The organism is Ferrovum myxofaciens, from assembly GCF_013181415.1.
Classification (GTDB): domain Bacteria; phylum Pseudomonadota; class Gammaproteobacteria; order Burkholderiales; family Ferrovaceae; genus Ferrovum; species Ferrovum myxofaciens.
Genome location: NZ_CP053676.1, coordinates 1,666,022 through 1,692,206, shown reverse-complemented (window position 1 = coordinate 1,692,206; position 26,185 = coordinate 1,666,022). Strand labels below are relative to the sequence as shown.

Here is a 26,185-nt window from a genome sequence, read left to right as displayed (position 1 = left end):
ACTACACCGGGGTTTTACGGGGAGAGGATTTACGCATGCGAGTTCCACGGGGGTTCCCGGGTCCCTGGGATGAGGGAGAAGAAGAACGTGGTTTTTTGTTGCCAGGTGCAGCTTTGCTCGGTCGTGGAGTGGCTTTTGAGGGAATAGTCAGAACATTCCCATTGACGGGGGGGGGTTCTGGTTTGTCCGGGGCGTTGGCCAATTTGGCCGCAATCAGATCCAGAGCATCATCCAGGGTCAATTGATCCACCGCCATATCTGCTGGAACGGTCACGTTCAGTTTTCCATGTTTGACGTAGGGGCCATATTTTCCCGTGAAGAGTTCAATGGGTTGATGATCCTTGGGATGTTCGCCTAGAGTGCGCAATAATCCTCCAGAAGTAGCAGCCCGGGCCGGAGATTTTGGTTCGGCCAATATAGCAGTGGCACGTTCCAGAGTAATCTCGAATAGTGAATCGGTTTTCGGGATGGAACGAAAATCTGTATCATTCTGAATGTAAGGACCAAAACGGCCTATATTGACGATCACGGGTTTCTCGGTGACGGGATGAATGCCCAGGGTACGAGGTAATTGAATGAGTTTTAGCGCAATGTCCGGGGTGACCTGAGCAGGCAGTAAACCTTTGGGAAGTGAAACCCGTTTGGGTTTTTTCCCTGCTTCTCCAGATTCTCCCAATTGTACGTAGGGTCCATAAGGACCATTCATCAGCAAGATGGGTCGTTGGGACTCTGGATCCATGCCTACGGAAGTCGGTGCCTCAAGGGAAGGGGTTCCTTCACGATTTCGAGTGAAATCGCAGTCGGGATAGCCACTACAGCCCACAAACTTTCCTCGTTTTCCTAGACGTACGGTGAGCGGTTTGCCACATTTCGGACAAACTTCCTCCAAGAGTTCCTGCGTGATTTCTGCCCGGGATACGGAAGATTTTTCTTCCAATTGAGCAGAAAAATCTTTCCAGAATTGATCCAGTACAGGAATCCAATCCAACTGTCCTTCGGAGATTTGATCCAGTTGATCCTCGAGACGGGCCGTGAAATCATAGTCCACATAGCGCGCAAAATGTTCGGTCAGAAAGCGATTGACCACTTCTCCCACGTCCGTGGGCATGAAACGCTTTTTATCGAGGGTGACATATTCGCGCTGGATCAAGGTGCTGATGATGCTGGCGTAAGTGGAAGGACGGCCAATCCCGAATTCCTCCAACGCTTTGACCAAACTGGCTTCTGTGTACCGTGGGGGGGGTTGGGTGTGATGCTGTTCTCCCCATAAGCGTTCCACGGGCAGCATTTCTCCTTCCTCGAGGGGGGGAAGACGACGATCGGTTTCATCGCCTTCTGTGTGTGCAGCGGGAGCTTCATCCACATCTTCACGATAAACCACGATGAATCCGGCAAAGGTCATGGTTTGCCCCGTGGCTCGAAACAGGGCCTGAGTGCCGACGGAAATATCCACACTGACCGTATCGAACTGAGCGGAGGTCATCTGACTGGCCACCGTGCGTTTCCAGATCATTTCATAGAGACGGAATTGATCGGGCGCAAGATATTCGCGCAGGCTTTCCGGAGTGCGTGCGATGGAGGTGGGGCGAATGGCCTCATGGGCCTCTTGGGCATTTTTGCTTTTGTTGGCGTAGAAAACCGGTTTCCCAGGCAAAAATTCCGCCGCAAAATTTGTTTGGATGTGGTTTCGAATATCTGTGAGTGCTTCCTGGGAAAGTTGTACCGAATCGGTTCTCATGTAAGAGATCAAACCAACGGCCCCGCTCCCGATATCAATCCCTTCGTACAGTTGCTGTGCCATTTTCATGGTGCGGTCGGTGGTGAAGCCCAACTTGCGCACTGATTCCTGTTGCAGGGTCGAGGTAGTGAAAGGGGCGGCCGGATGACGTTGTCGTTGTTTCCGCTCCACAGTGCGGACCTGAGCTGGCTGATCTTTTAAAGATTCCAGCCAGGAAAGTTGCTGGTCTTCAGAGGTGATGCTGAGCGTCTGCAATTTTTCTCCCGCCCATTGCACCAGACGTGCCTGAAATGGCTGCGCTTCTTTGCGGCTTTCCAGATGAAGGGTCCAGTATTCTTCCTGACGAAAGGCGGTGATTTGTTGCTCGCGTTCCACGATCAGGCGTAGAGCTGGACTTTGTACCCGTCCTGCCGACAATCCACGGCGAATTTTTTTCCACAATAAGGGAGAAAGGTTGAAGCCTACCAGGTAGTCCAGAGCGCGGCGGGCTTGCTGTGCATTAACCAGAGGTAGTGACAGGGCGCGAGGATGAGCCACCGCTTCCTGAATGGCCTTTTGAGTGATTTCATAAAAGACGACCCGTTCGAAAGGTTTTCCTTCCAACTGAGGCTGAAGAATTTCCACCAGATGCCAGGCAATGGCTTCTCCTTCGCGATCCGGGTCAGTGGCCAGGAAAATATGATCTGCCGACTTGACTGCCCGAAGAATGGCATCCACATGTTTTTTATTTCGTTCAACCAACTGATATTTCATGTAAAAATTATTATTTGGATCCACCGCGCCGGACTTTGGGATGAGGTCACGCACATGGCCATAGGAGGCGAGGATTTCAAAATCCGGACCCAGATATTTTTTCAGGGTCTTGGCTTTGGAGGGAGATTCAACAATTAGTAGTTTTTTTGACACAGTCAATCACTCAATGGACCAGGGAATCCTGGAAATAAATCAATTCTTCGATCAGTAGCGCATCCCAGGGACGACCCTGGCGCCAGAGGACCATCAATGCCATCAGTTTGAGGCGATCCAGGTCGGGCTCATCTTCGTCCAGATCCAGTGCCATCAATCCTCCCAATATCAGTTCACGTTGGGCCGCCGACAATACCTTGGCGTTTTCCAGAAAGGCAAGAAAATCCCAGCCTTCCTGTCCCAAACGCTCCAATTCGTGTTCTACCAAAAAACGTTGGGCGGGGGTTGACTGCCACTCTGTGCCGACGGAGGAGGAAGTCAGACTGGAAGGAAGAACCTCGCCATTCTGCCCCAGACTATCCAGCCAAGCCAAGGTTCCACTCACAGCCCCTTCTTCAAAACCAGCCGCATAAAGACGGTTGACGAGCACAGAATGAGCCGGATAAATGCCGCTACCAAAGAAATTTTCATAAACAAATATCAGGATGTCCACCATAAACGGTGCCCTCGCGTATAAACGCCCATCATCGGGTCGGTCAAGGAAAGCCTGGAGGGGAGTGAACCAGGCGCTGAACCCGTCCTCCAGAAATCCAAGCCACATGGCCTGCCAATTCAAGTGAGGTTAGCATGAGCGCTACTTGACTCACCGTCAAGTTGGACTGTTTTGCCAACCCGTCGAGAGTCATCGGTAACTCCCCCATATTCTGCCACAAGCGCAGACATTCTACCGAGGGAAAGGTTGGATGAGTGGATTCCAGTGGAAAATTTTCTTGAGGGGACGCAGGATTTTCACCGGTTTTGCCATTGGGTTCCGGTAGTTCGTTCAGGATGTCAGCGATATTTTCCACCAATTTGGCCCCTTCTCGAATCAGTTGGTGACACCCCCGCGAGAGTGGATTATGAATGGAGCCAGGGATGGCAAAGACTTCTTTTCCTTGGTCCAGAGCCAACTGGGCGGTAATGAGGGAACCGCTGTCCAGAGTGGCTTCCACCACCAGGCACCCCAGGGATAAATGGGCAATCAGACGATTACGATGGGGAAAGTGCCAGGGACGGGCTGGGGTTCCGAAGTCAAATTCACTCAAGATCAACCCCTGTTTGGCAATTTGTTGCGCCAGTGCCTGATTGTCAGAGGGATAGAGACGGTCTATGCCGGTCGCCATTACAGCCACAGTTTGGCCGTTTCCTTCCATTGCTCCCCTGTGAGCAGCGGCGTCGATGCCGATCGCCAAGCCGCTGATGATGGTCAAGCCCTCTTGAGACAGGGCACGAGCGAAGGCAGTGGCATTCAAGATTCCTTGAGTACTGGCACGGCGGCTTCCAACGATGGCCAGCATGGGGCGTTGAAGCAGAGACAGATGTCCGGTCAGATAGAGATGGACAGGTGCGGAATTGATTTCCTTCAGAGGTGCGGGAAAATCGCGATCCTCTGGTCGGAGATAATGATGATGTTCCTGGCTCAGCCAGAACTTCAGAGTGTCTGATGGGACGTCAGGGAGTGGAACCATGGCAAGAGGGCACCATTGAGAGCAGATGCCCGTTATAATAAGACGTTACAAAATTTTAAACTGATCTTATACTCACCTTTCATGGCCCTTCTCCCCATTCTTCGTTATCCGGATACCCGTTTATACAAAAAAGCCAAACCTGTGCGTGAGGTCGACGAATATATACGTTGTTTGGTACAGGACATGATTGAAACCATGAAGGCTGCCGTGGGTATCGGTTTGGCGGCCACACAAGTGGATGTCCACCTGCGTGTCATCGTGCTGGATATTTCCAAGGAACAAAATAATCCCGAAGTGTTCATCAATCCTCGTCTGATCCAGCAGAAGGGACAGCGCGAACACGAGGAAGGGTGCCTGTCCGTGCCGGGTATTTATGACAAGGTGACTCGAGCGGACCGCGTGGTCGTGGAAGCATGGGATCTGGAAGGAAAAACTTTTGCGTTGGAAGCGGAAGGCCTGATGGCCACCTGTCTGCAGCACGAGATGGACCATCTGGAGGGAAAGGTTTTTGTGGATTATCTGTCACTGCTCAAGCAGAATCGGATCAAGGCAAAATTGCGTAAACGTCTTCGAGAAACGCTCTGATGCGCCTCATATTTGCCGGAACTCCTGATTTTTCCGCCACTTCCCTGGAGGCGCTCTTATCTTCCGATCATCAGGTACTGGCGGTGTTGACTCAACCGGATCGACCCGCCGGACGGGGACAGAAGGTACAGGAAAGTCCAGTCAAACAGTGTGCCAGAGCCGCCCAACTGCCTGTGTTGCAACCGTATTCCCTGAAAGATCCGGAGCTCGTGACCGGTTTGGCGAAATGGCCGTCCGAAGTATGGGTGGTGGTGGCCTACGGCATGATACTCCCCCCTGCCCTGCTCACTTTGGCGCCTTTTGGTGCCATCAATGTTCATGCCTCCCTCTTGCCCCGTTGGCGAGGGGCCGCCCCCATTCAGCGCGCGTTGCTGGCGGGAGATCGGGAAACAGGGATCAGCCTCATGCAGATGGAGACGGGGTTGGATACAGGTCCCGTCCTTTTGCAGCATTCCTGCCCCATTGAGAGTCGGGAAACAGGCCAGTCTCTTCATGATCGATTGGCGAAGTTGGGAGCCAAAACATTGATCGAGGGGCTGGATCAACTGGACTATCTGCAGCGTCATGCCCAACCTCAGCCTATCTTTGGGGTGACTTATGCCGATAAGATTCGCAAGGAAGAGGCAGAAATTCACTGGGAGTCTTCGGCTACGGAAATTGACAGAAAAATCCGCACATTCGTTACAGGACCCGTGGCCAGAACCTGGTCTGGCGAGGAAATGTTGCGTCTGTGGGAAGCCGAAATCGAAGAAAAGCCCCTCTCATTGAGGAACGATCCGCCTGGTACCCTGTGTCACCTCGATCACAGTGGCATCAAGGTGGTTTGTGGAGAAGGTCTGTTGCGGGTGACCAGTCTGCAACGAGCCGGAGGAAAGATTTTATCCGCACAGGAATTCTTGCGCGGAAATGCCATGAAAGTCGGTGAGAAATGGGGTAAAGTATGATTGAAATACAACGACTTTCCATTTTTGCCTTGAGTCAGGTACTGGCTGGGAAGAATCTTGACCACGCCTTGACCGAGGCGCGCAAAGCCGCCAGGGGGATATTGTCGGACCACCAGCGGGCATCGTTGCAGGATTGCGCCTACGGAGTCCTGCGTTTCAAGACGGAACTGGAACTGGTATTGGCCCCCTTGTTTCAAAAGGGTGAACCGGAGATGGCTGCGCGGTTATTGCTGATGGTGGCAGCCTATCAATTGCTGCATACGCGCACGGCACCCCATGCCGTGGTCAGTCATGCGGTTGAAACGGCAGGTGCGTTGGGATTGACTGCGGCCCGGGGCTTTGTCAATGGGGTACTGAGGAATCTGCTGCGCCAGAAGGAAGTACTGATGGCAGACGCCCATGAATCGCTGGAAGGCCGCTATTCTCATCCTGACTGGTGGATCACACGCCTGCAGCAGGATCACCCGGCGCATTGGGAAGCCTTATTGCAGCAAGCACAACAACGTCCGCCCATGACGTTGCGGGTCAATCGTCGATTCAACAGTGTGGTCCAATATCAGGCACGTTTGCAGGGGGTCGGCTTGGCTTCTCGACCCGTCGGTCAGGAGGGGTTGGTACTCGAAACCCCTCAAGCCGTGAGCCAGTTACCGGGGTTTGAACAGGGAGCGGTTTCTGTCCAGGATGCCGGTGCGCAATGGGCGGCCCATCTCATGGGGCTCCATTCCGGACAACGGGTGCTGGATGCCTGTGCGGCACCTGGGGGCAAGACGGCCCATATGCTGGAAAGAGGAAATGGATTGGGGGGGTTATTGGCCCTGGATATCGAACCGGGTCGTGTCAAGAAAATGCAGGCTGATTTACAACGCCTGCACCTGACGGCCGAAGTCCGGTGCGCGGATGCGACCCGAACCGATCTGTGGTGGGACGGACAACCTTTCGACCGCATTCTGCTCGATGTCCCCTGCAGTGGTTCGGGGGTCGTCAGACGCCATCCGGACATCAAATGGTTGCGGCGCGAAGAAGACATCCCTGCCTTGGCCCAGCGTCAGTTGAATTTGTTGACTCAATTGTGGCCCACCCTGAAAAAAGGGGGACGCCTAGTCTATGCCACCTGTTCTCTGTTCCAGGAAGAAAATGGTGCGGTGATTCAACGTTTTCTTGAAGGAACGGAAGGGGTCAAGGAAGGGACTTTGAGACAAAATAACGAGATGATGCAAAAAATGGACGAAACAGGATCCGTCCCTCGCTTGGAAAATGGACAATTGCTGCCAGACGATATTCATGATGGCTTTTTCTATGCTGTTCTCCAGAAATTTTAGGCGTTTTTTAGCATTTTCTTCGCTTTTATGGGTTTTTTTAGCCCACGCCGAAGGTATCGATATCCAGAATGCAGAGGTGCAGTGGATCGATTCGGCAAACGTCTCGCTGACGACAAACTTTATGATCAATTTGACCTCGGCTTTGAAAGAAGCCGTGGAACGGGGGATTCCTCTGACGTTCAGCCTTGATCTCAGTCTGATCCAACCCCGTTGGTACTGGTTCAATCGTCAAGTACTGACTTGGCACCAGGAACGGCGTTTGAGTTACAACCCATTGACTCGTGGGTATCGTTATTCCATCGGTGGCCTCTACCTGAATTTTTCCTCCCTGGACGAGGCCTTGCAAGCACTGGAAACCGTCAAAGCCGTTCCTGTCCACAGTCAGATGCCGCTTGGCAAAGGCGAGCAGTATCAGGCACAACTTCATATCGAACTGGATACTTCGCATTTGCCTAAACCTTTTCAATTGGATGCGTTATATTCCGGGGATTGGACCTTGACCTCACCGAACCGGGAATGGATGTTCGCCCCTTGAAACGGATCCCTGCCCTTCTGGGAATGCGTTCCCTGTGGTTTCTCCTGCCGATCTTCGGTGGCGCTACGACCTTTCTGGTCATTTTATCTGTAGCGACTGCGAATACCACCCTGTTTGCGGCAGATTATCCCAGACTGCTTATGGGGGGGGCCGCCGTGGCCTTGTCGTTGATGGGGTTGATTGCCTATCAATTGGTCATGCTCTATCGCAAGTGGCGACAACAGGTCTTCGGTTCGAAACTGACTTTCAAACTGGTATTGTTGTTGGTGGGCATGGCCGTCCTGCCCGGAACCTTGGTTTACGGTGTTTCCGTCCGGTTTCTGTCGAGTAGTATTGAATCCTGGTTTGATGTGAATGTGGATAAAGCCTTGACGGCCGGCTTGGGTTTGGGACGCACGGCCTTCGATAGCCTGCTGGATGATCTGGTTCACAAAGCGACGACGATGTCCTCGGTGCTGGCCGATGCGACTGCCCTGGATGAATTTTCTCTCCTGCAGCAATTGCGTGAGCAGTTTGGTGTTCAGGAGGCCACCTTGCTCTCAAAAAATGGGACGGTGCTGGCTTTTTCCAGCGCTCGCAATGATGCCTTGATCCCTGAGGGGTTGACCCTGACGGGAAACATCAGCCATCAGATTCGCGCCCAGCGCCCTTATCGAATGGTGGAGAATTTGCCGGGCAAGGGGGTATTTCTGCGCGTACTGGTACCCGTCAACCGGATTTCCTTCACTGAGGATTTCAGGGTATTGCAATTGCTGCAGCCTGTTTCCAAAGAGTTGGCGAGCAATGCAGATCAGGTGGAAGCTGCCTGGCGGGGGTATCAGGAACTTCTCTTGGCGCGCCATGGCCTGAAAAACTTGTACCGACTGAATCTTTCCCTGGTCTTGCTGCTGACTTTGTTGACGGCCATCGTCCTGGCTTTTGTGGTTTCCGAACGGTTTGGTGCGCCGCTCAATGCGCTGGCAGCCAGTACCCGAGCTGTGGGCGCGGGGGATTTCAGCATCATGACTCCGGTCAGCAGCAATGATGAACTGGGGGTGTTGACGGCATCCTTCAATACCATGACCCATCAGTTACGGGAGGCGTCACTGGCTCGACAGAGATATCAGCAGGGGTTGACCGAGGCCAAGATCTACCAGGAAAACATTCTCTCGAACCTCTCTGCGGGCGTGCTGGTGCTGGATCCCCACCTGCATCTCAAAAGCGCCAATTTCAGTGCCCAGCAGATGTTGGGATTGACCGGATTGGAGGGAATCACTTTAAAGGAATGGGGCTATCGAACGCCCTCGCTGCTGCCCATCATCGACTTTCTGGAAAGGAATTTTTCCGATTCTTTTGCCCAGGGATGGGAAGGGGATGCGGAGTACGATGGCGAACTGGGGCACCGCAAACTTCATTTCAAGGGATCACGTTTGCCAGAAGGTTTGGGCGGCGATTGGGTTCTGGTATTTGACGACATCACCCAGATGGTCCAAGCCCAACGTTACGCGGCTTGGGGGGAAGTGGCGCGCCGCCTGGCTCATGAAATAAAGAACCCTTTGACTCCCATCCAACTGGCTGCGGAGCGGTTGGAGCATCGCTTGCAGGATCGTCTGAGTGAAGGAGACGCCGAGTTGCTGAAACGCTCTACCCGTACCATCATCAATCAGGTAGACGCCCTCAAAAACATGGTCAACGATTTTAGTGAATACGCCAAGGCCTCCCGTTTGGTGGAAGAGAGTTTGTCCCTCAACGAACTGATTCGGGAGGTGCTGGTGTTGTACGAGAATGCAGGAGAGCATATCATCCCTCAACTAGACCCAGACCTTCCAAAAATTCAGGGAGATACCACACGATTGCGACAGGTTATCCATAACTTGCTGCAGAATGCGCTGGATGAAGGGCGGGATCAAAAGGATTTCAGGGTGAGGGTGATCACCGGTCAGGAAGATGAATGGGCCAAACTGAGCGTATCTGACAATGGACAAGGGTTTTCTGAACAAGTGGTCGCACGGGTGTTTGAACCCTATATCACGACCAAGTCCAAGGGAACCGGCTTGGGGTTGCCTATCGTCAAGAAGATCGTGGAAGAGCACCATGGTCGTATTCGGGCTTTCAACAGTGTTGCGGGAGGGGCAACCATCGAGATCAGGTTGCCCATGAGAAAGGGGAATCGGGGATGAGCAATTTGATCTTGATCGTGGACGATGAAATTGGCATTCGAGAATTACTCTCGGAAATTTTGCGAGATGAAGGATATGAAGTACAGTTGGCGGCAACTGCCAGCGAAGCCCGTGAACTAAGGCAACGCCAGCGTCCTGATATGGTGTTGCTCGATATCTGGATGCCTCTGGAAGATGGGGTGACCTTGTTGCGCGAATGGGCCAGCACAGGACAATTGACCATGCCTGTGGTGATGATGTCGGGACATGCGACCGTGGAGATGGCCGTGGAGGCAACACGGATGGGGGCCTACGGTTTTTTGGAGAAACCCATTGCCCTGCCTAAACTCCTGTCTACAGTGGTTCGTGCCATGCAGGCCGGAAAAGAGGTGCGCCAACAGACTTTGTCCAGTCATCAGTTGGGCCGCTCTGCCGTGATGAATGAGTTACGGCAACGTCTCGATCAAATTGCTTCCCAAGCGGTTCCACTGTTTTTGATGGGGGAGCCAGGATGCGGTATCGAATTGATCGCTCGCCACCTACTCAAACCCAATGCGCTCTGGTATGCCCCCGAGGAGATGCATTGGCTGGTAGAAAACCCTTTTCAGCCCTTGCAGGATTATCAGGGCGGGGTTATCTTTATTGCTGAACTGGCGCACTTGAAAGCAGCAGAACAGCAAGGCCTGATGCAACTGATGTCTAAATTATCGCGCTATCACCTGCGCTTGATTTGTGGCAGTGCCCAGCCCCTAGGAGAATTGATTCACAATGGACACCTGGCTGCCGCATTTTTGGCCCAGATGGGCGGAGTGTCCCTGGCCGTTCCCGCGTTGCGTGAACATGCGGAAGACATTCCGGAAATTGCGCTCACTTTTCTCAACCGCATGATTGAAACCGGAGAAATCCCTGTTCGAACTCTGACCAGCGGGGCGCTCAACCTCCTGCGGCAGCAACGATGGCCTGGGAATTTACCCATGCTGGCCAGTGCAGTACGAACCCTGGCACTGACGGCTTCCGGGTTTGAAATCACCTTTGAGGATGCCCAGCGATTTATCACGGATTATGAAGGTGAGCCCGGCGAAGAACCTGACACGGTCGATGAAATTCAACGGGCCGTATTGGTTCGGGATTTGGTAACCTTGTACGAGAAGCCCCTGCGTGAGGCTCGAGACGAGTTTGAGAAGGGCTATTTCGAATTCCATCTTAGAGATGCCCGAGGCAATATCTCTCGGGTTGCTGAACGGGTCGGGCTGGAACGGACCCATCTTTACCGAAAATTGAAACAACTGGGAATTCATGGTGTTCTTTACCGTAATGAAAGTGAGCGGGGATAGGGTGGCACAAACCTTATTCGCCATTGACAAGGCATGACAATATCGCCGATACGCCGCTGGTTGATTCTTTCCCACGGGTTTAACATGGATGGAAGGGCGGCCAGTCTGACCATAACGGACAAGATCCCACACCTCAGGGAGGCAGGCATTGAACCCGTCGTACTCAGCGCGGTTACCGGAGTCAGGGATTCGCATTTCGTTCATGAACAATTACTTCCCTGGGGACCCGCCGGCTTCCGTTTTGACCTGCGTCACTTACTGGCCTTGAAATGGGGACGGGGTTGGCGTTATCGCGTGGTTACCGGGTTGACTTCACTGTTTCTGGCCCCATTCATTATCCTGGAACGATTGGTCATGGGGTTGCAAAGTCAGTGGTCCTGGACTCCTGCCGCCCTCTACCGGGGATGGAAAATGATTCGGCAGTATCAACCGGAACTCATCTACTCCACAGGAGGCGCCTATTCGGCCCACTGGGCGGGGTACTGGTTGAAAAAGTTGACAAAAGTTCGTTGGATTGCCGAGGTTCATGATCCCATGGTTTTTCCAGGGACGACCCCTGCCACCCGAAATCTCAGGTTTTGGGCTCGTCTGGAAGGGATGATTTGCACCGAGGCGGATATGGCGTGGTGGTTTACCGAGCAGGCCCTGGCCAGCGCATTGAAACGTCATCCGCAATTGGACAAACGTGGTTTTGCGATATTGCCGGGGGCGGAACCCCCTCAGGTCAAGGCTACCTATCAAAAAGGGTCTCGTTTGCGTCTGGGGCACTTTGGTTCTCTCTCCGAGGTGCGTACGTTGCGTCCTTTTGTGGAAGCCTTTGCGCGTTTTGCCCAATCCTGCCCGGAACAGGCGGGGGACATGGAAATTCATTGCTATGGAGGAAGCATTGATGGGGCAGGTCGAGAGGCCATTCAACGGTTGGGAATACAAAAATATTTCTTCGAACACGGGCGCCTGGAACGGGATCCCCTCTCGGGGCTATCCGGTCGGGAACGTATTCAGCAGGAAATGCACCGAATGGATGGCCTATTGTTGATCCATGGTCATACGGCCGATTGTGCCGAGTACATCCCTTCAAAATTTTATGATTACCTATGGGCGGACCGGCCAGTGATCGGCCTCGTTCATCTGAACCTCCAGTTGATGGATTTGATCGAGAAGCATGGGGGCTACGCCATTGAGGTGGATCAGAGTGGCGCATTGGAAGCATTACTGGGACGCTTGCAGCGGGACTGGGCAGAGGACAGGATGCCTCGTTCTACCCTACCCCCTTTGGGAACCCGTCAGGCAGTGGACGCCATCCTGCAAAGAAACGCAGAAACGGGGGGAATGCCATGAAGTTTCGCCAAGACGGTCTTCTTATGTAGAACTGAGTATCCAAGGTCCACCCTATAGTATTTCTTGGAGTTTTATAGTTATCATGAAACTGACAGAACAGTTCAAAGAAGCGAGAATTATCGATATCAAAGTTCCAACCAGCCTGGCTATCTGTAATCCTTCCTTGGTAGCCAGTCAAGAGGGATGGGATGTACTGGTCAGAGCTCTGGATCCGGTTCCTTATCAAGGAGATGATTGTGAATTTTTGAGCAGTGAAAATTGGTTAGTGCGCTATTATCCGGATTTCAGCGTGCGTTCAATTTTCAAATTGAACGATCTGGATTTTCGTAATAATTGTAGGGAAGCCACTCATGGGTTGGAGGATGGTCGCCTGTTTTACTGGAAGCACCAGTTATTTGGATTATTCAGCGGATTAAGACGTGAGGGGAATAAATATTTCAATACCATGGTGTTGTCAAAGATAGATGGAGACACACTGGTGGATCCCTTGGTCATTCCTTCTCCCCAAGGACAAGAGCGTGAGAAAAACTGGATGCCTTATGTCAAAAATGATGAGCTCTATCTGATCTATTCAACACAACCCATGGAAGTTTATCGATATACAGGAAAGCTTGAACGTCTGGGAAGGGAAGAGAAACAGCACGCCAAGCTGACTATCCCTCCCCTAGGCGGGGCAATGCTCTCGGGTTCTTCTCAACTGATTGATTGGGGAGAAACTTCTCTGGCTGTGGTGCATCATCGTAGAAAATCTCCCCTGTTGGGAAAGCTGGTGATGAAGCATGTGACAAAGGATCCAGACTATCAAAGAAAGAAAGTACAGTTTGATCATTATTTCATACGACTCGATAAAGATTTCAATCTGATGGCGCGCTCGAAAAAATTTCAATTTGAGACCTCCGGCGTGGAGTTTTGTGCGGGATTGGCGCTTGGAAGCCAAGGTATTCTATTGTCCTATGGAGTCATGGATCGATTGGCTCGAATAATTCATTTGAATAACAAAGAGTTTGATATTATTTGGTAATATACGCAAAATATAAAACCCAGTATGCAGTATGAATTGTTTGAATTTATTGCCGATGTTTTCTGAATAAAATCGAAATCTATAAGTTGGTCTCAGAACCAAAAATGTGGTCTTAATGATAAATATTATTAAAAAATTACCCTCTTCAAGCCAGATTGTTAGAATTCTGACTTATTGCATGCTGGCTTGTCTCCCCTTCTCGGTTGCGGGGGTGAATTTTTTTGGTTTCCTCGTTTTCTTGACTTCGATAACCTCAAGAGAGTTTTGGAAGTCAGCCAGTTCGCTCATCAAAAACCCGATTGTAATCACTGCACTGTTTTTATTTGGATTAATGTTTGTCGGGATATTTCATACTTCAGGTTCTTCTCAAGAGGCATTTAATTTTCTGAATCGTTATAAGAAATTGATTTTCATCCCGTTGTTGATACCCCACTTTCAACAACTAGAGCACAGAATTACAGCAGTAAAGGTTTTTGCATGGTCAATTTTCATGACTGTAATACTTTCCTGGAGCGAATATTTTGGGTTAACGCATATGAGTGATCCTGCTTATGTAGGAGCTCCACCAGGGGATGCGGTATTTAAAATGCATATTACCCAAGGGATGCTTTTTTCCTTGCTTATTGCGATTTCAACTGGTTTGGCGCTATGTTCTAAAAGAATGTCGGAACGATTGATCTATCTTGTCATTGCTTGTTTGAGTGTATTGGATATCGGTTGGGTAATGGTGGCGCGTACAGGGAAAGCCACCATTCCGATCTTGGCAATTTGGATAATATTAGAATTCCTGAGAGTGGCAAATATTAACAGAAAGAAATTCTATTTGTTTCTGGGTCTGTCGGTTGCGGGGATAAGTGTGATCACCGCAATATTTATATTGAATCCAGAAACAAGAATGGGATCAATTATTCAAGAAGTTAAGCAAACCCATCACAATGGCTCTTTAACCTCGGAAGGCGAAAGAGTCGAATTCTGGAAAAAAGGTTTAATTCTGTTTTCAACCAAACCTATCCTGGGATACGGAACGGGTTCTATCCTGTATGAAAGCACACGATTAGCCAAACAATCTGACACAGAAGTTGGGCGGATTCCCACTTATAATTTGCATAATGAATATTTGATGTGGGCGGCACAACTTGGAATATTTGGGTTGGCCGGAATCGTGGCCCTATTTTACTTTTGGTTCCGTATGTCTCTGAAAGAGAATATTATTTCTGGTATTCAAATAAGAGGTCATTGGGTCGTTTTTTCTACAGGTTGTTTATTCAATCCCTATCTTATAGACTTTACAGAAGGCTATTCCATGGTATTGCTGATCGGTATATTTTCGACACTTCTGGTTAAGCCGATTAAGTAATTATGATTTTGAAGTCTATGGTTTTTTGTTATATTGATTAAACATGAATGATGCTAATTTTCCGCTCACCCAGTGGGCCATTTTTTCGATAATTCCAAAAAAATATGCAAGCACAAGACTCAATGCTATCGTGGTAATTGCGATCAACCCTACGGCTGATAATGTGAGTCCAGAATGGGTTTTAAAATAAATTATTTCAAAAGAGGTAAATGAGATGAAAACAGAAAACTGAATGAGGTATAGCGGAAATGATATTTTCCCCAGGAAATTAGACAAGTTGTTTTTTAAACCGTTAGATATTGCAATCGATTCCTGCGCCAAAAAAACTACGGCAACTGAAAATATTATGTATAAAGGTTTATAAACCGATTGCCCTGACACGCCTGATAGTTGTGGAATTCCGCTTGCGATAAGAATAATCAACAACAAAGGAATGGTGGCGATCTGGAAGTTTCTATTTTCTACAAGTTTGACAAAATTACCTTTTGCCCTAAAGTAGCCTATTCCCATTCCAAATAAAAAACAGGCGGTAAAATCTTCACTGATTAAAAGTATTAATCCTATTAACCATGCCAAGATGATTTTCTTGATATCGCTGATTCTGATCATCAGAAGAATAAAAATGGCGAATGATCCTATTATTTCCACTTTCATCGTCCATAAAAATGCATTATAAGAAATGGATGGCTTATGATGAAGATACACCTCGAGCATTGAGTGCTTTATCAAGCCGATAAAACTTGGAGTAAAGTTTAGGAATGATCCTAACCAATCTTTACGATTTACAATAACAGCAGCTTCATTTGAATATGTCAAATGTGACATCATCAAGACATAGACAATTAAGCAAGAAAAGAAGATGGGTATGGTCAGCCTAGGATACCGTTTCAACGCCATTTTTTGAACGAACCTAGCATCATTTCTTTTCCAGAAACGGATTGAAATTGCCTCTCCAGAAAGTACAAAAAAAACTGTTACAGACAATGTCCCATTAAATATTGTTGCGGTAAATATGTTTCTAAAATCCGGGATTACAACGCCAAATATTTCCCAAAATACATGATAGAAAAGCACGGATAAAGAAGCCCATCCCCTGATGCCATCCAACTCAGTGAATCTCGTGTCGGGATTAGTAATAATATTAGAAGAATTCATGAAAGACGCCGGTTGTGATGAAGGCTAAACTTTAGATATTCGCGAGTTCTTCCAAATACCAACGGTATCCATTCGCGCGGTAAACGATATATAGTGCCACCTGGTTTTAAAATAGGCGTTTTTCAACTGCCTGTTAAACCACGAAATTTTACATAAAACTCTGGGTGATGTATTTTTAAATACTCGTAAACTCTTCTTCGCATATTCCATTCTGGCAAATGATACGATTGAAATATTGGAATATTATTTCCCAAGAACATATAGTATTTATTAAAAAAATGTTTAAGAAATAGAGAGTCTATCAATATCTTTTGTAAGTGATATATACTTTCTTTATGACACAGATAGAGTTTGTTGTGACCTATGGCTAAAGGCACAATGCTTTTATTGCTTTTTTCAAACCATTCAAAAAACCCCGCCGACACATCAGGCCATTCTGGCCTCAAAAAATCATCTAAAGCAATTACACCATCTTTGACTAATACTGATGCAGCAAGGGATAAATCATTACAAACAATATCGCGCCAATGCCCACCATCTACTGAAAAAAATCTAATGCATCCAACAGACTGATAAATATCCTCAGGATTTACTTCATCTGATCCTCTGGGGTCAATAATCACTCTAGATAAATCTATTCCATATGCCTTTAAATTATTTTCAACTATATCCCTCACACCAGAACCAGATCGATCTAGGTTTTTTTGTTGATTTTCAAAAATATCAACCCCATAGGCTTTTTGATTTTCCGTCATCCCCAAACATAATGCGATAAAAGATTTACCATGGTGCATTCCAATTTCAGCCACACCACCTTCGATATCATTCAAATTTTGATAAGACAACAACTCATAAAATATTTGGCTGTCGACCCTTGAAAACCATCCCTCAATATTATTCTTTCCGTTTCTAACATAAGACTGAAATTTGTTCATTATATCGCCTTAATTTACAACAAAATCAATAGACATGTCTTTTATAGGGTATCCATATAAATGCGGCGATACATAATAATTTATTATAAATCAATATGTTGTAAAACATGATTGAAAACATCGCCGTATAAATCAAACATATAACCAATTGTTTTTAAATATAATTACAGACACGAGTATCGGTTACCGCATTTACCTGAATCCCTGTTCATGAAAGTTTACACTTCCCCCGCAGGTCAGACTGCATGATTTTTTCGGATCTGACCCCTTGGGTCCCCCCGGTGTCAAGAAAGATGTCCTCAAGAGAGGGCTATTACGATTCCTAAAGCGTCAAAGTCTGGATGATGTCCAGAACGGCGCTTACTGGCAAGGTTTCCAGGCATTGGCTTTTGCTGTATGCATGGCGGTCACATCCCTCTTGATGGCAAGGCACACAGGGCCCTGATCCCTGAATGATCCAGACATTTCCTTGATGTTGACTTCCCTGGCGTCGCCAGGGCTGCTGTGCGCAGTCCTGGGTTGCGGGCCAGGGGCCCCACTTGACGGGGTTGGTGGGGCCGAAGAGAGTCAGGGTGGGGATGCCCGTTGCAGCAGCCATGTGTGTGATCCCTGTATCGGGTCCCACAAAGAATTGAGCCTTTCTGATGAGATCGGCGGTTTCTGCCAGGGACAAGGTGCCCGCCAGATTGAGTGCGGTGGTTCGTTGTGCAATTTCCTGAACCACTTTCATTTCCTCTGGATCGCGACTGCCTGTGAGAACAACAGGTATGGACCTCTTCTGTAGTTCTTGAATCAATGTGACCCAGTTCTCGAGTGGCCACGATTTATAAGTAAATTTTGGATAGGGATGGATCACGACGTACTTTTTTTCGTGCAGTGTGATGGGGAGTAGTCCTCCCGCGGTGGGGGGGACTACGGTGCAGTCGGGAGGAATACCCAAGGGTTCCAATAATCTCAAGTTATGGGGCACGGTGTGCAGAGTTTCGTCATCAAACAAAAGTGCATGGGTGAGCAAACGGCGTGAAAGGGACGAGGTATGGGGGTTGATGAAACCCAAACGGAGGGGGGCCGCCACAAAAGCATAAAGCCGCGCTCGATCTGAAGAGACTGGGCTCAGGGCATGGGTATAGCGACGCCAAAGCGCACGCCATTCCTTGATTCGGTTCACCAGGGTGGTTCGGTGTGGAGTTTCGATGATTTCATCGATATCCGGGTTGCCTTCCAGTACCGAGGCCATACCTTTCAAGACCAGTACGTCGATTCGACTGTCAGGGTACGCCTTGCGCAGGGAGCGCGGAAGCGGCGTCGCGAGGAGAATATCTCCGATGCGCAGGGTGCAGAGGATCAGGAATCTTTTTTTTGGGAGATCAGAGGTCATGGGGGGGGGAGCGCAAGGGGAAGTCCTGAATCAGGGTCCAGATAAAGAGGGGGAAGCGGCGTTGGTTGGGTGAAATCAAAGAGGTGACTCAGGTTACCCGCATCGACGTCGAAGGAACCTTGGCCCAAGCGTGCTTCATGTAACCAATTATCTTCGATGAAGCGAAGAATCGAGGTTTGGGTCAAGGGCGTGTGGTCAACCCAGTTGGTCTTCGCCCAGGGAGACAGAACCAGCAAGGGAATGCGTGGGCCTGGGCCACAGCGACCATTGACGGGTTGTCCATCGGTGCCGAGGGGGATGTGGCTTTCTGATCCACAATGCCCCGCACTGCTCAGTGTGTCGGCCTGGGAATCGTGGGAAGAATGAAGGATGGGTGAGAACGCATGGTCATACCATCCATCGGAATCATCGTAGGTCAGAATGACGGCGGTCTCTGCCCATTCGGGACGACTTTGAAGGAAATTGAGCACGCGTACGATGAAACGTTGTTCATCCAAGGGGTTGGAGTAACCGGCATGGCCATCTTGAAAGGCTGGGGCTTTGAGAAAACTAATGGCCGGAAAATTTCCCGTCTTGACGGCACTGAAGAAATCTTCCAGATCATACTGGTGATGCGCCGGTTCTGGTGTCACGCCATCTGGCAGGGTGGCATGACCAATGGTGGAGAGAGAGGCCGGGCGGGTGTGAAAGGGGTTGGCGGTGGAGGGGTAGTACTGAAATCCATTGTGATGAGGTAGATAATCGCGCACCAAGGAACCGGCGCTAGTAGTGCTGGTTCGGGTACAGCCCGAACTGCCATTCGGGTTGATACGACTCAGATCGAAGCCCCCCATGAAGTTTCCCCAGGGAATATTTTGCTTGTCCAGCAATTCGCCGATATTGGGACCCGCCATGTGGATTCTGAGTGGTGAGCGCGAACAAACATCCTCTTCCGGATCAGCATCGCCAATCAGGGTGAACCTACCTCGACCATCCGGCAATAGAATACTGGTGGGTAACGAAGGGAAGCGTTGAGTAAAAACCGGTATTGCTCCGTGAGTTTGCCCGGCCACCACTTCCAGTGCGCCTGGGGTGGAGGGACCGAAGGTATCCGTGAAGGTGGCATCACTCAAGGCATAGTGCTGGGCGTAGTTCCACAGGGCTGTGACGGTATTGCCATCGAAATAGCCCATCACCGTGGCGGGACTGCCCAGCACGCCGGGGGAATGGACCAGTCCATTCCCGGTGGATTCGATAAAGTGATCCATGTGCCCGTGATGGAAAGCTGCCTGTTCGTCCGTATAGGCATGGGACTGGTCTGCCGTGACTGCCTGACTCCGGTCCAGACGAAAGGGACGGGGACTCGGGTTCGAGGGCAGAGCATCGAAGCCGTTGACTTTGGGCGTATGGGGTTTGGCAAGGAAGTGAGGTGAGCCCGGAGGATTGAGTGCCTTGGGATAAGCTCCAAAATAGTGATCAAAGGAAATATTTTCATCGTAAAGGATCACCAGATGACGGATCGGAGTCAGGGTAGGTGGCGATACGGGTTCCTCTGCTTTGACGGGCTCAGCCCATACACAAAGCAGGGTCAAAAGTACAATGAAACGGTGTGGTATCCTACTCAAGGGAGCAAACCCCGCAAGAACGGATGCAATGGGTTTGGGGTGTTAATATAATTTATATCTGATGTGTACATTATTTGCTTTTTAACTCCATCGAATCTTTCTAGCATCTAGGACCTGATTTTAACTCGGACACAGGAAAGATATTACCGTGAATACTCCATCCTCTTCTTCACAGCCTCAACAGGTCGCCGTACTGGGTATGGGCGCCATGGGGTCGCGCATGGCCAATTCATTGATCGCTGCAGGTTATTCTGTGACGGTCTGGAATATTGAAGCGGCTGCCTGCCTGCCTCTTGTAAAATTGGGCGCACGACACGCCATGACTCCTGCGGAGGCGGTGACTCATGCCGAGTTCGTGATTACCATGGTCTGGGATGATGCCGCCTCTGCCGATGTGTGGCTCAATCCTCAAACCGGCGCTCTTCCATCCATGAGGGCGGGGTCCATTGCTCTGGAGTGCGCCACCCTGACTTTGGGGCATGAAAAGAAATTGGCCGAAGCGTGTGCAACCCGGGGCATTGAATTCGTCTCTGCGCCTATGTCCGGTTCTCTGCCCGAAGCAGACAATCGTACGCTGATCTTCACCGTAGGGGCATCGGATGCTGCAATGGTCAGGATTCAGCCGCTTTTGCTGGCCATGGGCAGTAAAATCAATCATGCGGGGGGCCCTCTCGACGGTATTTCCGAGAAGTTGATGATCAATGGCAAGTTGGGTATCGAATACATCGCTGCGGCCGAGATGGTGGCCTTGATGAAAGTCGGCAATATGGATGTGGAACGGCGGCTGGCCATCAAGGCCACCACGGCTCCCTTTGCCCCACGGGGATTGCGCGAAGCCCGTTTCATGATTGATGGTGACTATACGGTGCGCGTCAAGGTTAATCAGATGATCAAGGACTTGTCCTATGAAATCGATCAGTTCGAAAGTCATGGCGTGCCTTGTCCCCTCCATAGGGCTGCGCGGAGCGCCTTTGAATGGGCGCATGACAAGGGCCACGGGGAAGAGGATTCCACCATTTTGGCCAAACTCTATGAAGAGGAAGCGCGCCAGCACGGTGGAGTAAAATAATCCATTGCCAGTGATCCTCGGGTTAAGGGTTTTGCGCTGCAAGGCCCGATCAGGGGAGCGGGGGTTTGGCTATCCAGCCAAAATACTTTAATTCGGACCAGGTTTGATCTGCCAACACCTGATAGCCTGCGGGTGTGGGGTGAATGTCGTCGGCAAATAACCAGGAAGAAAGATTTTGGACCGTTGCGCCTGCCGTTTTGTTGGGGGTGTCAAGATTGCACAAAAGGGATGAAGGCACTTTGGGCGCACACCAGGCTATGGTGGCGTGGGTAAAGCCGTAGGTCTCTGGATGAGCGATGAGTTCCCCGAATAATTGGTGACTGTCGAATATCTTGACGGGTTTGCCCTGCAAGTTGTCAAGGAGGCGCTGGTTGAATCGATTCACCAGCCGGGACAAAAGGTTACATGGGGCCAAGGTCTCCGAAGAGTGACAGACATAGCCGGTTGGAGGGGGTTGGGGGAAATCTCTCAAGGTGTAGGGAAGGCCCCGTCCAAAGGGGGTTTCAGCAGAATCCGGGAGTGTATAGATCAGGACATACCGGGCTCCGTGGTCGATGATCCGCAGGGTGAGTTTGGCCAGATCATCGGCTGCCTGATCTATCTGATGCTGAGCTTGAACGAGTGCCGTTTGATATTCCTGGCCCAATGCCTGGGTCGCAATCTCCTGCTGGCGAACCGGACCCATGGCTGTATTGTTCTGCTTTGCACTGGCCACCCGTTGCTGAACACTTTCCGTGATATTACTCAGGAATTGGGTGAAGGCTAACAGCACATCATTATTTCCACCAAACACGGTGACCAACTGGTCGGGGCGAAAACGCTGGAACTGATGCAGATACTGGGAGACCTGTTGAGTCAGCGGCAAGGTCAAGGCTCCCCGATTGTGATCGATTCCTATGGGGTTGCTGATCAAGGCTCCTCCTTCAGCAAAGTCCAAACAAAATGCCGAATGGTCCGCTGTTTGAAAACCAAAGGGGCAAAACACCGGCGTGCGGGAAAATCCGGCCATGGGTGTGAGGTAGCGGCTACCAGGGGGACCACCGAAACCAATCAAGTTCGGGGTGATGTCGAGGTTTAGGCGTTGGGCCAAGTCACCCACCCAATTTCCCGTTGCGGTGCCATTGACGGTAAATTGTCCACCGGCTGGGTAGGGTAGACCGGTGAATGGAATATCAAAAGAGGTTCCCAGCCCATAAGTTCGTTCGGCCAGAACAGTATAAGTCCCCAGGTCGGAGAGGCTGTCTCCGAAGGCCACCAGAGCAGAAAATCCATGGTTGGGCGGGGTATGAGGTGCAGGAGACTGCGTATTGAAGACGGGGGGGGTGATCGTTCCGTTTTGGGCATGCGCAGGAGGTTCTGGAGAACAACCCTGAAGACAGACGATGAACAGGGCGCAGAACCACCGCGATCCAGTGTGCCGCAGTAAAATCGGGAGTGAAGTCATAGGAAGATGTGTCGACTAAAGGTTTAATCCTGAAATTACCAGATAATGACTTTGAGGGCTAGAGTTTGGGAGAAAAGGTGAAACTTTCAACGACCGGGAGAACTGAGCGAGACCATTCCGTAGTATTTAACGAGTTAGAGAGGGGATTTATATATCGTCACGATGTGATTGAGTATGTGAGGGTAGAATGGACACGAAAAGCATTGAGGAGGATTTATGATGAAGAGGCTGGTGATCGGAGTGGTACTATTGAGTGCAGGGATTCTGGGCGGTTGTTCTGATAGTTCCGTTCCTTCCGCAGCACAACAAAGCGAAGCCTCTGTGGAAGCGCGCATCAAGCCCGTGGGGGAAGTGGCCATGGCCCTCCCATCCCCTTCACCGCCTGCAAACGGGATTTCGTCCTCTCCCGTCGTGACGCCCACCGCACCTACTCCATGAGTGTGTATGTGATCGGGGATCTTCAGGGGTGTTTGGAACCCCTGGATCGCCTGCTCTCCACCTTGCCGTTGAGAAAGCAGGATGAATTGTGGTTTGTGGGCGATGTGGTCAATCGTGGTCCCCATTCTCTCGAGTCGTTGCGCCTGATCAAGTCATGGGGAGATCGAGCGACGGTTGTGTTGGGCAACCATGACCTGCATTTGTTGTGTGTGGCAGAAGGTGCCACCCATCTGCGTCCCGGAGATACGCTCAATACCATTCTCGAGGCTCCTGATCGGGAGGAATTGCTGCGTTGGATACGTTGCCGTCCTTTGCTTCATCGAAATCAGGGGGTGACCTTGATTCATGCGGGACTATTACCGCAGTGGACCGTGGAACAGGCGGCGTCCCTGGCCAGAGAAGTGGAGGGAGTTCTTCAGGGAGCGCAATATGGTGATTTTTTGAAGGTGATGTATGGCAATACTCCCACAGGTTGGCATGATGCCCTTGCGGGAGTGGAGCGCTGGCGCACGATCATCAATGGGATGACCCGGTTACGCATTTGTTCCTGCGAGGGGGTGATGGAGTTTGGTTACAAAGGACCACTGAAGGGGATTCCCGCCGGTTTTCTGCCCTGGTTTGCCGTACCCCAGCGGCGTAGCGCGGGGCAGCGCCTGCTCTGCGGTCATTGGTCGGCGTTGGGGCTGCATTGCAGTGTCGATGTGCAGGGACTGGATACGGGGTGTTTATGGGGTGGGCCGTTGACCGCGATCAGATTGGAAGATGGGGTGATTTTTCAGGTGGCGGGTATGCCCGTTCAACGGTTACATTGACTCACGCAGTTGTTGGGTGAGTAGATGCAACTGCAGCGCCAGTTGACGTCGGTCGGTGCCCAGTTCGAGGGCCTTGTGTGGGGTACCCAGAGACAGGGTGACTTGACTGGGCGGACTCTTCAAAACCCGCACCAGGGATTCCATGAAAGTCATGTCTCCAATAAAGGGGTATGCGGATTCACTGTGTCCTGGGGGCACGGAATAGCGCAGGGCGATGGGTAATAACGTGGCCTGACAATCCAGGGGGGACTGTAGAAGAGAAGTTTTGAAGGGCAGAATGCTGGTACCGTCACTGGTGGTGGATTCAGGAAAAAAGCCGAGATCATCGCCCGCCTGCAAGACCTGTGTCATTGCTTTTCCTATCTCCAGAGTTTGTCGACGGGAAGACCGGCTCAGGAACAGGGTTCCGGTCCGGGCAGCCAGCCACCCAAAAATTGGCCAATGTCGTACTTCGGATTTGGAAATGAAGCGTACGGGATGGACGGAGTGAATGACGAAGATGTCCACCCAGGAAATATGATTCGAGGTCAGCAGATAGGGGCCAGGGCTGTCAGGCCAGGCCCCCTGTACCTGAATGGTCAGGCGCAAATACTGGAGCAGCCTACGAGACCAGTGGCAGATGAGACGACGACGTCGGGCTCGGGAACACCAGGGCAGAACCAGGGCCGTGGTGAGTATGCCGCGCAGGATAAGTCCGAGCAACCCCAGAATGCGCAGGGGCATGCTCATGAGTCAAGAGAAAAGCCGAATTTCTCCTGAAGTTTTTCGTTGAGTTGGGCGCGTGTGAGCGTATGGTTTTGACCGCCCCGACAGGCGATCTTCACGGATCCCAGCAAGGAAGCCAGACGCCCCGTGCGATTCCAGTCCCAGTGATGACTCAATCCATACACCAGTCCCGCTCGGTAGGCATCTCCACACCCGGTGGGATCCACTACCTGATCTGCTGGAACAGCGGGGATAGAGATAACTTCATTTCCAGTAAAGACGCGCGATCCTTGAGCACCTTGGGTCATGATGGCGGCATCCACGCGGGTGGCCAACTGCTCGAAGGAAAGCCCGGTTTTGTTGGCCATTAGTTGTGCCTCATAGTCATTGACCGCCAGCCAGGTGGCCTGCTCCAGAAACACGAGCAGTTCCGGTCCGCTGAAGAGAGGGAGCCCCTGCCCGGGATCGAACAAAAAAGGGATTCCAGCCTCATGGAATTGTCGGGCATGCTGGAGCATTCCTTCTCGTCCATCGGGTGAAACAACCCCCATCGTGATGTCAGGAACTGTATCGATGGCGTGGGTGTGAGAAGCACTCATGGCTCCGGGGTGAAAAGCGGTGATCTGGTTATCGTCCAGATCCGTGGTGATGAAGGCCTGTGCCGTGTAACTGCCGGGAACGAGTCGAATCCCCCGCAGATCGAATCCAAGATATTCGAGACGGGTTTTATAGGGAAGAAAATCTTCACCCACGGTGGCCAGAATGGAGGGGACCTCTCCCAAGAGATGCAAGTTGTAAGCGATATTCCCTGCGGTTCCTCCAAATTCCCTGCGCATTTCCGGTACCAGAAAGGCGACACTCAACTGATGGAGACGATCTGGCAGGATATGGTTCTTGAAATGATCAGGGAATACCATGATGGTGTCATAGGCCAATGAACCGCAGAGAAGAATACTCATGGACAGGTTTCTCAGTTCAGGGAGGCCAGGGCGGCGTTGTAATTGGGTTCGTCCTTGATGTCAGAGACCAGTTCGGTATGCAGAACCCGATTCTTTTCATCCAGAACCACCACAGCCCGAGCGGTCAGACCACGCAGCAGGCCATCGGTGATGTCCACGCCATAGGCTTGATGGAAATGATGGTTACGGAAGGTGGAGAGGATCTCCACATTCTTGATGCCCTCGGCAGCACAAAACCGCGCCATGGCAAAAGGCAAGTCTGCAGAGATGACCAGGATGACCGTATTGTCCAAAGCGGACGCCTTTTCATTGAATTTGCGCGTCGAAGTGGCGCAGGTGGGAGTGTCGAGACTGGGGACGATATTGAGAATCTTGCGTTTGCCTGCGTAGTCATTCAAAGTGCGGTCGCTCAGATCCTGTGCGGCCAATGAAAAATCCGGGGCAATCTGTCCCGCCAGAGGTAACTGGCCGGCAACGGTGACGGGCTGTCCGCCTAGAGTTACGGTGGTCATGGGATTCTCCTTGTGGGTGGTGGGGAAAGGGGGAAATGATAGCGTAAATTGAGTTACACGCTGTGTTGGTAATCCTCCGCCGTCAGCAGTTGAGTGTAATCCTCCGCATGATGGGGCGTGATTTTTACCAGCCAATGGTCGTAGGGTTCGGTATTGAGAACTTCGGGGTGGTCCTTCAGGGAATCATTGATGGCATGTACGGTACCGCCGACAGGAGAAGGGACTTCGGAAGCGGTTTTGACGGATTCTAGAGTCGCACAGGATTCTCCCGCCTTCAGGGTTCGTCCCACGCTTGCAAGTTCCACGAACATCAGGTCGCCCAGTTGGTCTTGAGCAAAATCTGTGATTCCGATGGCCAAGGTTCCTTCAGCGGAGGGTTGAACCCATTGGTGGGTAGCACTATAGCGACGGTCATTGGGGGGAAGCATGGTCACTCCAGAGAAATTCAGAG

24 protein-coding genes are annotated in these 26,185 nt (G+C 50.9%); 12 read left to right on the top strand and 12 right to left on the bottom strand.

What is annotated here, in order from left to right; genetic code table 11:
- Nucleotide 1: 1 nt before the first annotated feature.
- From topA to dprA, 3 genes are read right to left on the bottom strand one after another with little or no spacing between them, the layout of a single operon-like run.
- Nucleotides 2-2,644 carry a type I DNA topoisomerase gene (topA, locus tag HO274_RS08280; protein WP_273118663.1) on the bottom strand — a complete coding sequence of 881 codons (2,643 nt, stop codon included), beginning with the start codon at nucleotides 2,642-2,644 and terminating at the stop codon, nucleotides 2-4.
- Nucleotides 2,645-2,654: 10 nt separating this feature from the next.
- A complete protein-coding gene (locus HO274_RS08275; protein WP_031596741.1) occupies nucleotides 2,655-3,140 on the bottom strand; it encodes a DUF494 family protein in 486 nt (161 codons plus the stop codon).
- A 40-nt stretch (nucleotides 3,141-3,180) separates the two neighbouring features.
- Nucleotides 3,181-4,152, bottom strand: a complete 972-nt coding sequence (gene dprA / locus HO274_RS08270; RefSeq protein WP_273118658.1) for a DNA-processing protein DprA — start codon at nucleotides 4,150-4,152, stop codon at nucleotides 3,181-3,183.
- Between the two features lie 81 nt (nucleotides 4,153-4,233).
- On the opposite strand from dprA, the gene def reads away from it, so the two are divergent.
- From def to HO274_RS08225, 9 genes are all read left to right on the top strand, one after another.
- On the top strand, nucleotides 4,234-4,737 hold the full coding sequence (def, locus tag HO274_RS08265) for a peptide deformylase (RefSeq protein ID WP_031596739.1): 504 nt from the start codon (nucleotides 4,234-4,236) through the stop codon (nucleotides 4,735-4,737).
- The gene (fmt, locus tag HO274_RS08260; RefSeq protein WP_273118652.1) at nucleotides 4,737-5,681 is read left to right on the top strand and encodes a methionyl-tRNA formyltransferase; all 945 of its coding nucleotides are present in this window, start codon (nucleotides 4,737-4,739) and stop codon (nucleotides 5,679-5,681) included. Before def ends, fmt begins: the two co-directional genes overlap by 1 nt.
- On the top strand, nucleotides 5,678-7,000 hold the full coding sequence (gene rsmB / locus HO274_RS08255) for a 16S rRNA (cytosine(967)-C(5))-methyltransferase RsmB (RefSeq protein ID WP_273118649.1): 1,323 nt from the start codon (nucleotides 5,678-5,680) through the stop codon (nucleotides 6,998-7,000). The genes fmt and rsmB overlap by 4 nt, the downstream gene beginning before the upstream one ends.
- On the top strand, nucleotides 6,963-7,535 hold the full coding sequence (locus HO274_RS08250; protein WP_273118645.1) for a DUF4390 domain-containing protein: 573 nt from the start codon (nucleotides 6,963-6,965) through the stop codon (nucleotides 7,533-7,535). The genes rsmB and HO274_RS08250 overlap by 38 nt, the downstream gene beginning before the upstream one ends.
- Entirely contained in the window at nucleotides 7,532-9,694 is a 2,163-nt protein-coding gene (locus tag HO274_RS08245; protein WP_273118642.1) for a sensor histidine kinase, read from the top strand. Before HO274_RS08250 ends, HO274_RS08245 begins: the two co-directional genes overlap by 4 nt.
- The gene (locus tag HO274_RS08240; protein WP_062187702.1) at nucleotides 9,691-11,007 is read left to right on the top strand and encodes a sigma-54-dependent transcriptional regulator; all 1,317 of its coding nucleotides are present in this window, start codon (nucleotides 9,691-9,693) and stop codon (nucleotides 11,005-11,007) included. Before HO274_RS08245 ends, HO274_RS08240 begins: the two co-directional genes overlap by 4 nt.
- Before the next feature lie 33 nt (nucleotides 11,008-11,040).
- Nucleotides 11,041-12,345 (top strand): glycosyltransferase family protein, encoded by a 1,305-nt coding sequence (locus HO274_RS08235; RefSeq protein WP_273118637.1) that lies wholly within the window; start codon nucleotides 11,041-11,043, stop codon nucleotides 12,343-12,345.
- 82 nt (nucleotides 12,346-12,427) lie between these two features.
- Nucleotides 12,428-13,366: a hypothetical protein gene (locus HO274_RS08230; RefSeq protein WP_273118634.1), complete on the top strand. Its 939-nt coding sequence runs from the start codon at nucleotides 12,428-12,430 to the stop codon at nucleotides 13,364-13,366.
- Between the two features lie 115 nt (nucleotides 13,367-13,481).
- Complete coding sequence (locus HO274_RS08225) at nucleotides 13,482-14,723, top strand: O-antigen ligase family protein (protein ID WP_031596731.1); 1,242 nt, start codon at nucleotides 13,482-13,484, stop codon at nucleotides 14,721-14,723.
- Nucleotides 14,724-14,738: 15 nt separating this feature from the next.
- Here HO274_RS08225 and HO274_RS08220 read toward each other — a convergent pair whose 3' ends face one another.
- The 4 genes from HO274_RS08220 to HO274_RS08205 form a co-directional block, all read right to left on the bottom strand.
- Nucleotides 14,739-15,878: an acyltransferase family protein gene (locus tag HO274_RS08220; RefSeq protein ID WP_273118630.1), complete on the bottom strand. Its 1,140-nt coding sequence runs from the start codon at nucleotides 15,876-15,878 to the stop codon at nucleotides 14,739-14,741.
- 122 nt (nucleotides 15,879-16,000) lie between these two features.
- Nucleotides 16,001-16,813, bottom strand: coding sequence for a class I SAM-dependent methyltransferase (locus HO274_RS08215; protein WP_273118629.1), 813 nt, complete (start codon nucleotides 16,811-16,813; stop codon nucleotides 16,001-16,003).
- A 322-nt stretch (nucleotides 16,814-17,135) separates the two neighbouring features.
- Entirely contained in the window at nucleotides 17,136-18,191 is a 1,056-nt protein-coding gene (locus HO274_RS08210; RefSeq protein ID WP_273118627.1) for a glycosyltransferase family 9 protein, read from the bottom strand.
- The gene (locus HO274_RS08205; RefSeq protein ID WP_273118625.1) at nucleotides 18,188-19,795 is read right to left on the bottom strand and encodes a phospholipase C; all 1,608 of its coding nucleotides are present in this window, start codon (nucleotides 19,793-19,795) and stop codon (nucleotides 18,188-18,190) included. The genes HO274_RS08210 and HO274_RS08205 overlap by 4 nt, the downstream gene beginning before the upstream one ends.
- A gap of 148 nt (nucleotides 19,796-19,943) precedes the next feature.
- On the opposite strand from HO274_RS08205, the gene HO274_RS08200 reads away from it, so the two are divergent.
- A complete protein-coding gene (locus HO274_RS08200; protein ID WP_051862149.1) occupies nucleotides 19,944-20,864 on the top strand; it encodes an NAD(P)-dependent oxidoreductase in 921 nt (306 codons plus the stop codon).
- Nucleotides 20,865-20,913: 49 nt separating this feature from the next.
- On the opposite strand, the gene HO274_RS08195 is transcribed toward HO274_RS08200, so the two are convergent.
- Nucleotides 20,914-22,308, bottom strand: a complete 1,395-nt coding sequence (locus HO274_RS08195; protein ID WP_273118620.1) for an SGNH/GDSL hydrolase family protein — start codon at nucleotides 22,306-22,308, stop codon at nucleotides 20,914-20,916.
- A 216-nt stretch (nucleotides 22,309-22,524) separates the two neighbouring features.
- On the opposite strand from HO274_RS08195, the gene HO274_RS08190 reads away from it, so the two are divergent.
- Complete coding sequence (locus HO274_RS08190) at nucleotides 22,525-22,746, top strand: hypothetical protein (protein ID WP_273118617.1); 222 nt, start codon at nucleotides 22,525-22,527, stop codon at nucleotides 22,744-22,746.
- Nucleotides 22,743-23,558 (top strand): symmetrical bis(5'-nucleosyl)-tetraphosphatase, encoded by an 816-nt coding sequence (locus tag HO274_RS08185; RefSeq protein ID WP_031596724.1) that lies wholly within the window; start codon nucleotides 22,743-22,745, stop codon nucleotides 23,556-23,558. The genes HO274_RS08190 and HO274_RS08185 overlap by 4 nt, the downstream gene beginning before the upstream one ends.
- Here the strand turns inward: HO274_RS08185 and HO274_RS08180 are convergent.
- Genes HO274_RS08180 through gcvH form a run of 4 tightly spaced genes read right to left on the bottom strand, consistent with a single transcriptional unit; the run spans nucleotide 23,550 to nucleotide 26,162 of the window.
- Nucleotides 23,550-24,281, bottom strand: a complete 732-nt coding sequence (locus tag HO274_RS08180) for a lysophospholipid acyltransferase family protein (RefSeq protein WP_273118613.1) — start codon at nucleotides 24,279-24,281, stop codon at nucleotides 23,550-23,552. The two genes, HO274_RS08185 and HO274_RS08180, sit on opposite strands and share 9 nt — an antisense overlap.
- A 2-nt stretch (nucleotides 24,282-24,283) precedes the next feature.
- Entirely contained in the window at nucleotides 24,284-25,222 is a 939-nt protein-coding gene (locus HO274_RS08175; protein ID WP_031596722.1) for a carbohydrate kinase family protein, read from the bottom strand.
- An 11-nt stretch (nucleotides 25,223-25,233) separates the two neighbouring features.
- Entirely contained in the window at nucleotides 25,234-25,734 is a 501-nt protein-coding gene (tpx, locus tag HO274_RS08170; protein WP_273118609.1) for a thiol peroxidase, read from the bottom strand.
- Between the two features lie 53 nt (nucleotides 25,735-25,787).
- Nucleotides 25,788-26,162 carry a glycine cleavage system protein GcvH gene (gene gcvH, locus HO274_RS08165; protein ID WP_031596720.1) on the bottom strand — a complete coding sequence of 125 codons (375 nt, stop codon included), beginning with the start codon at nucleotides 26,160-26,162 and terminating at the stop codon, nucleotides 25,788-25,790.
- Nucleotides 26,163-26,185: the final 23 nt, after the last annotated feature.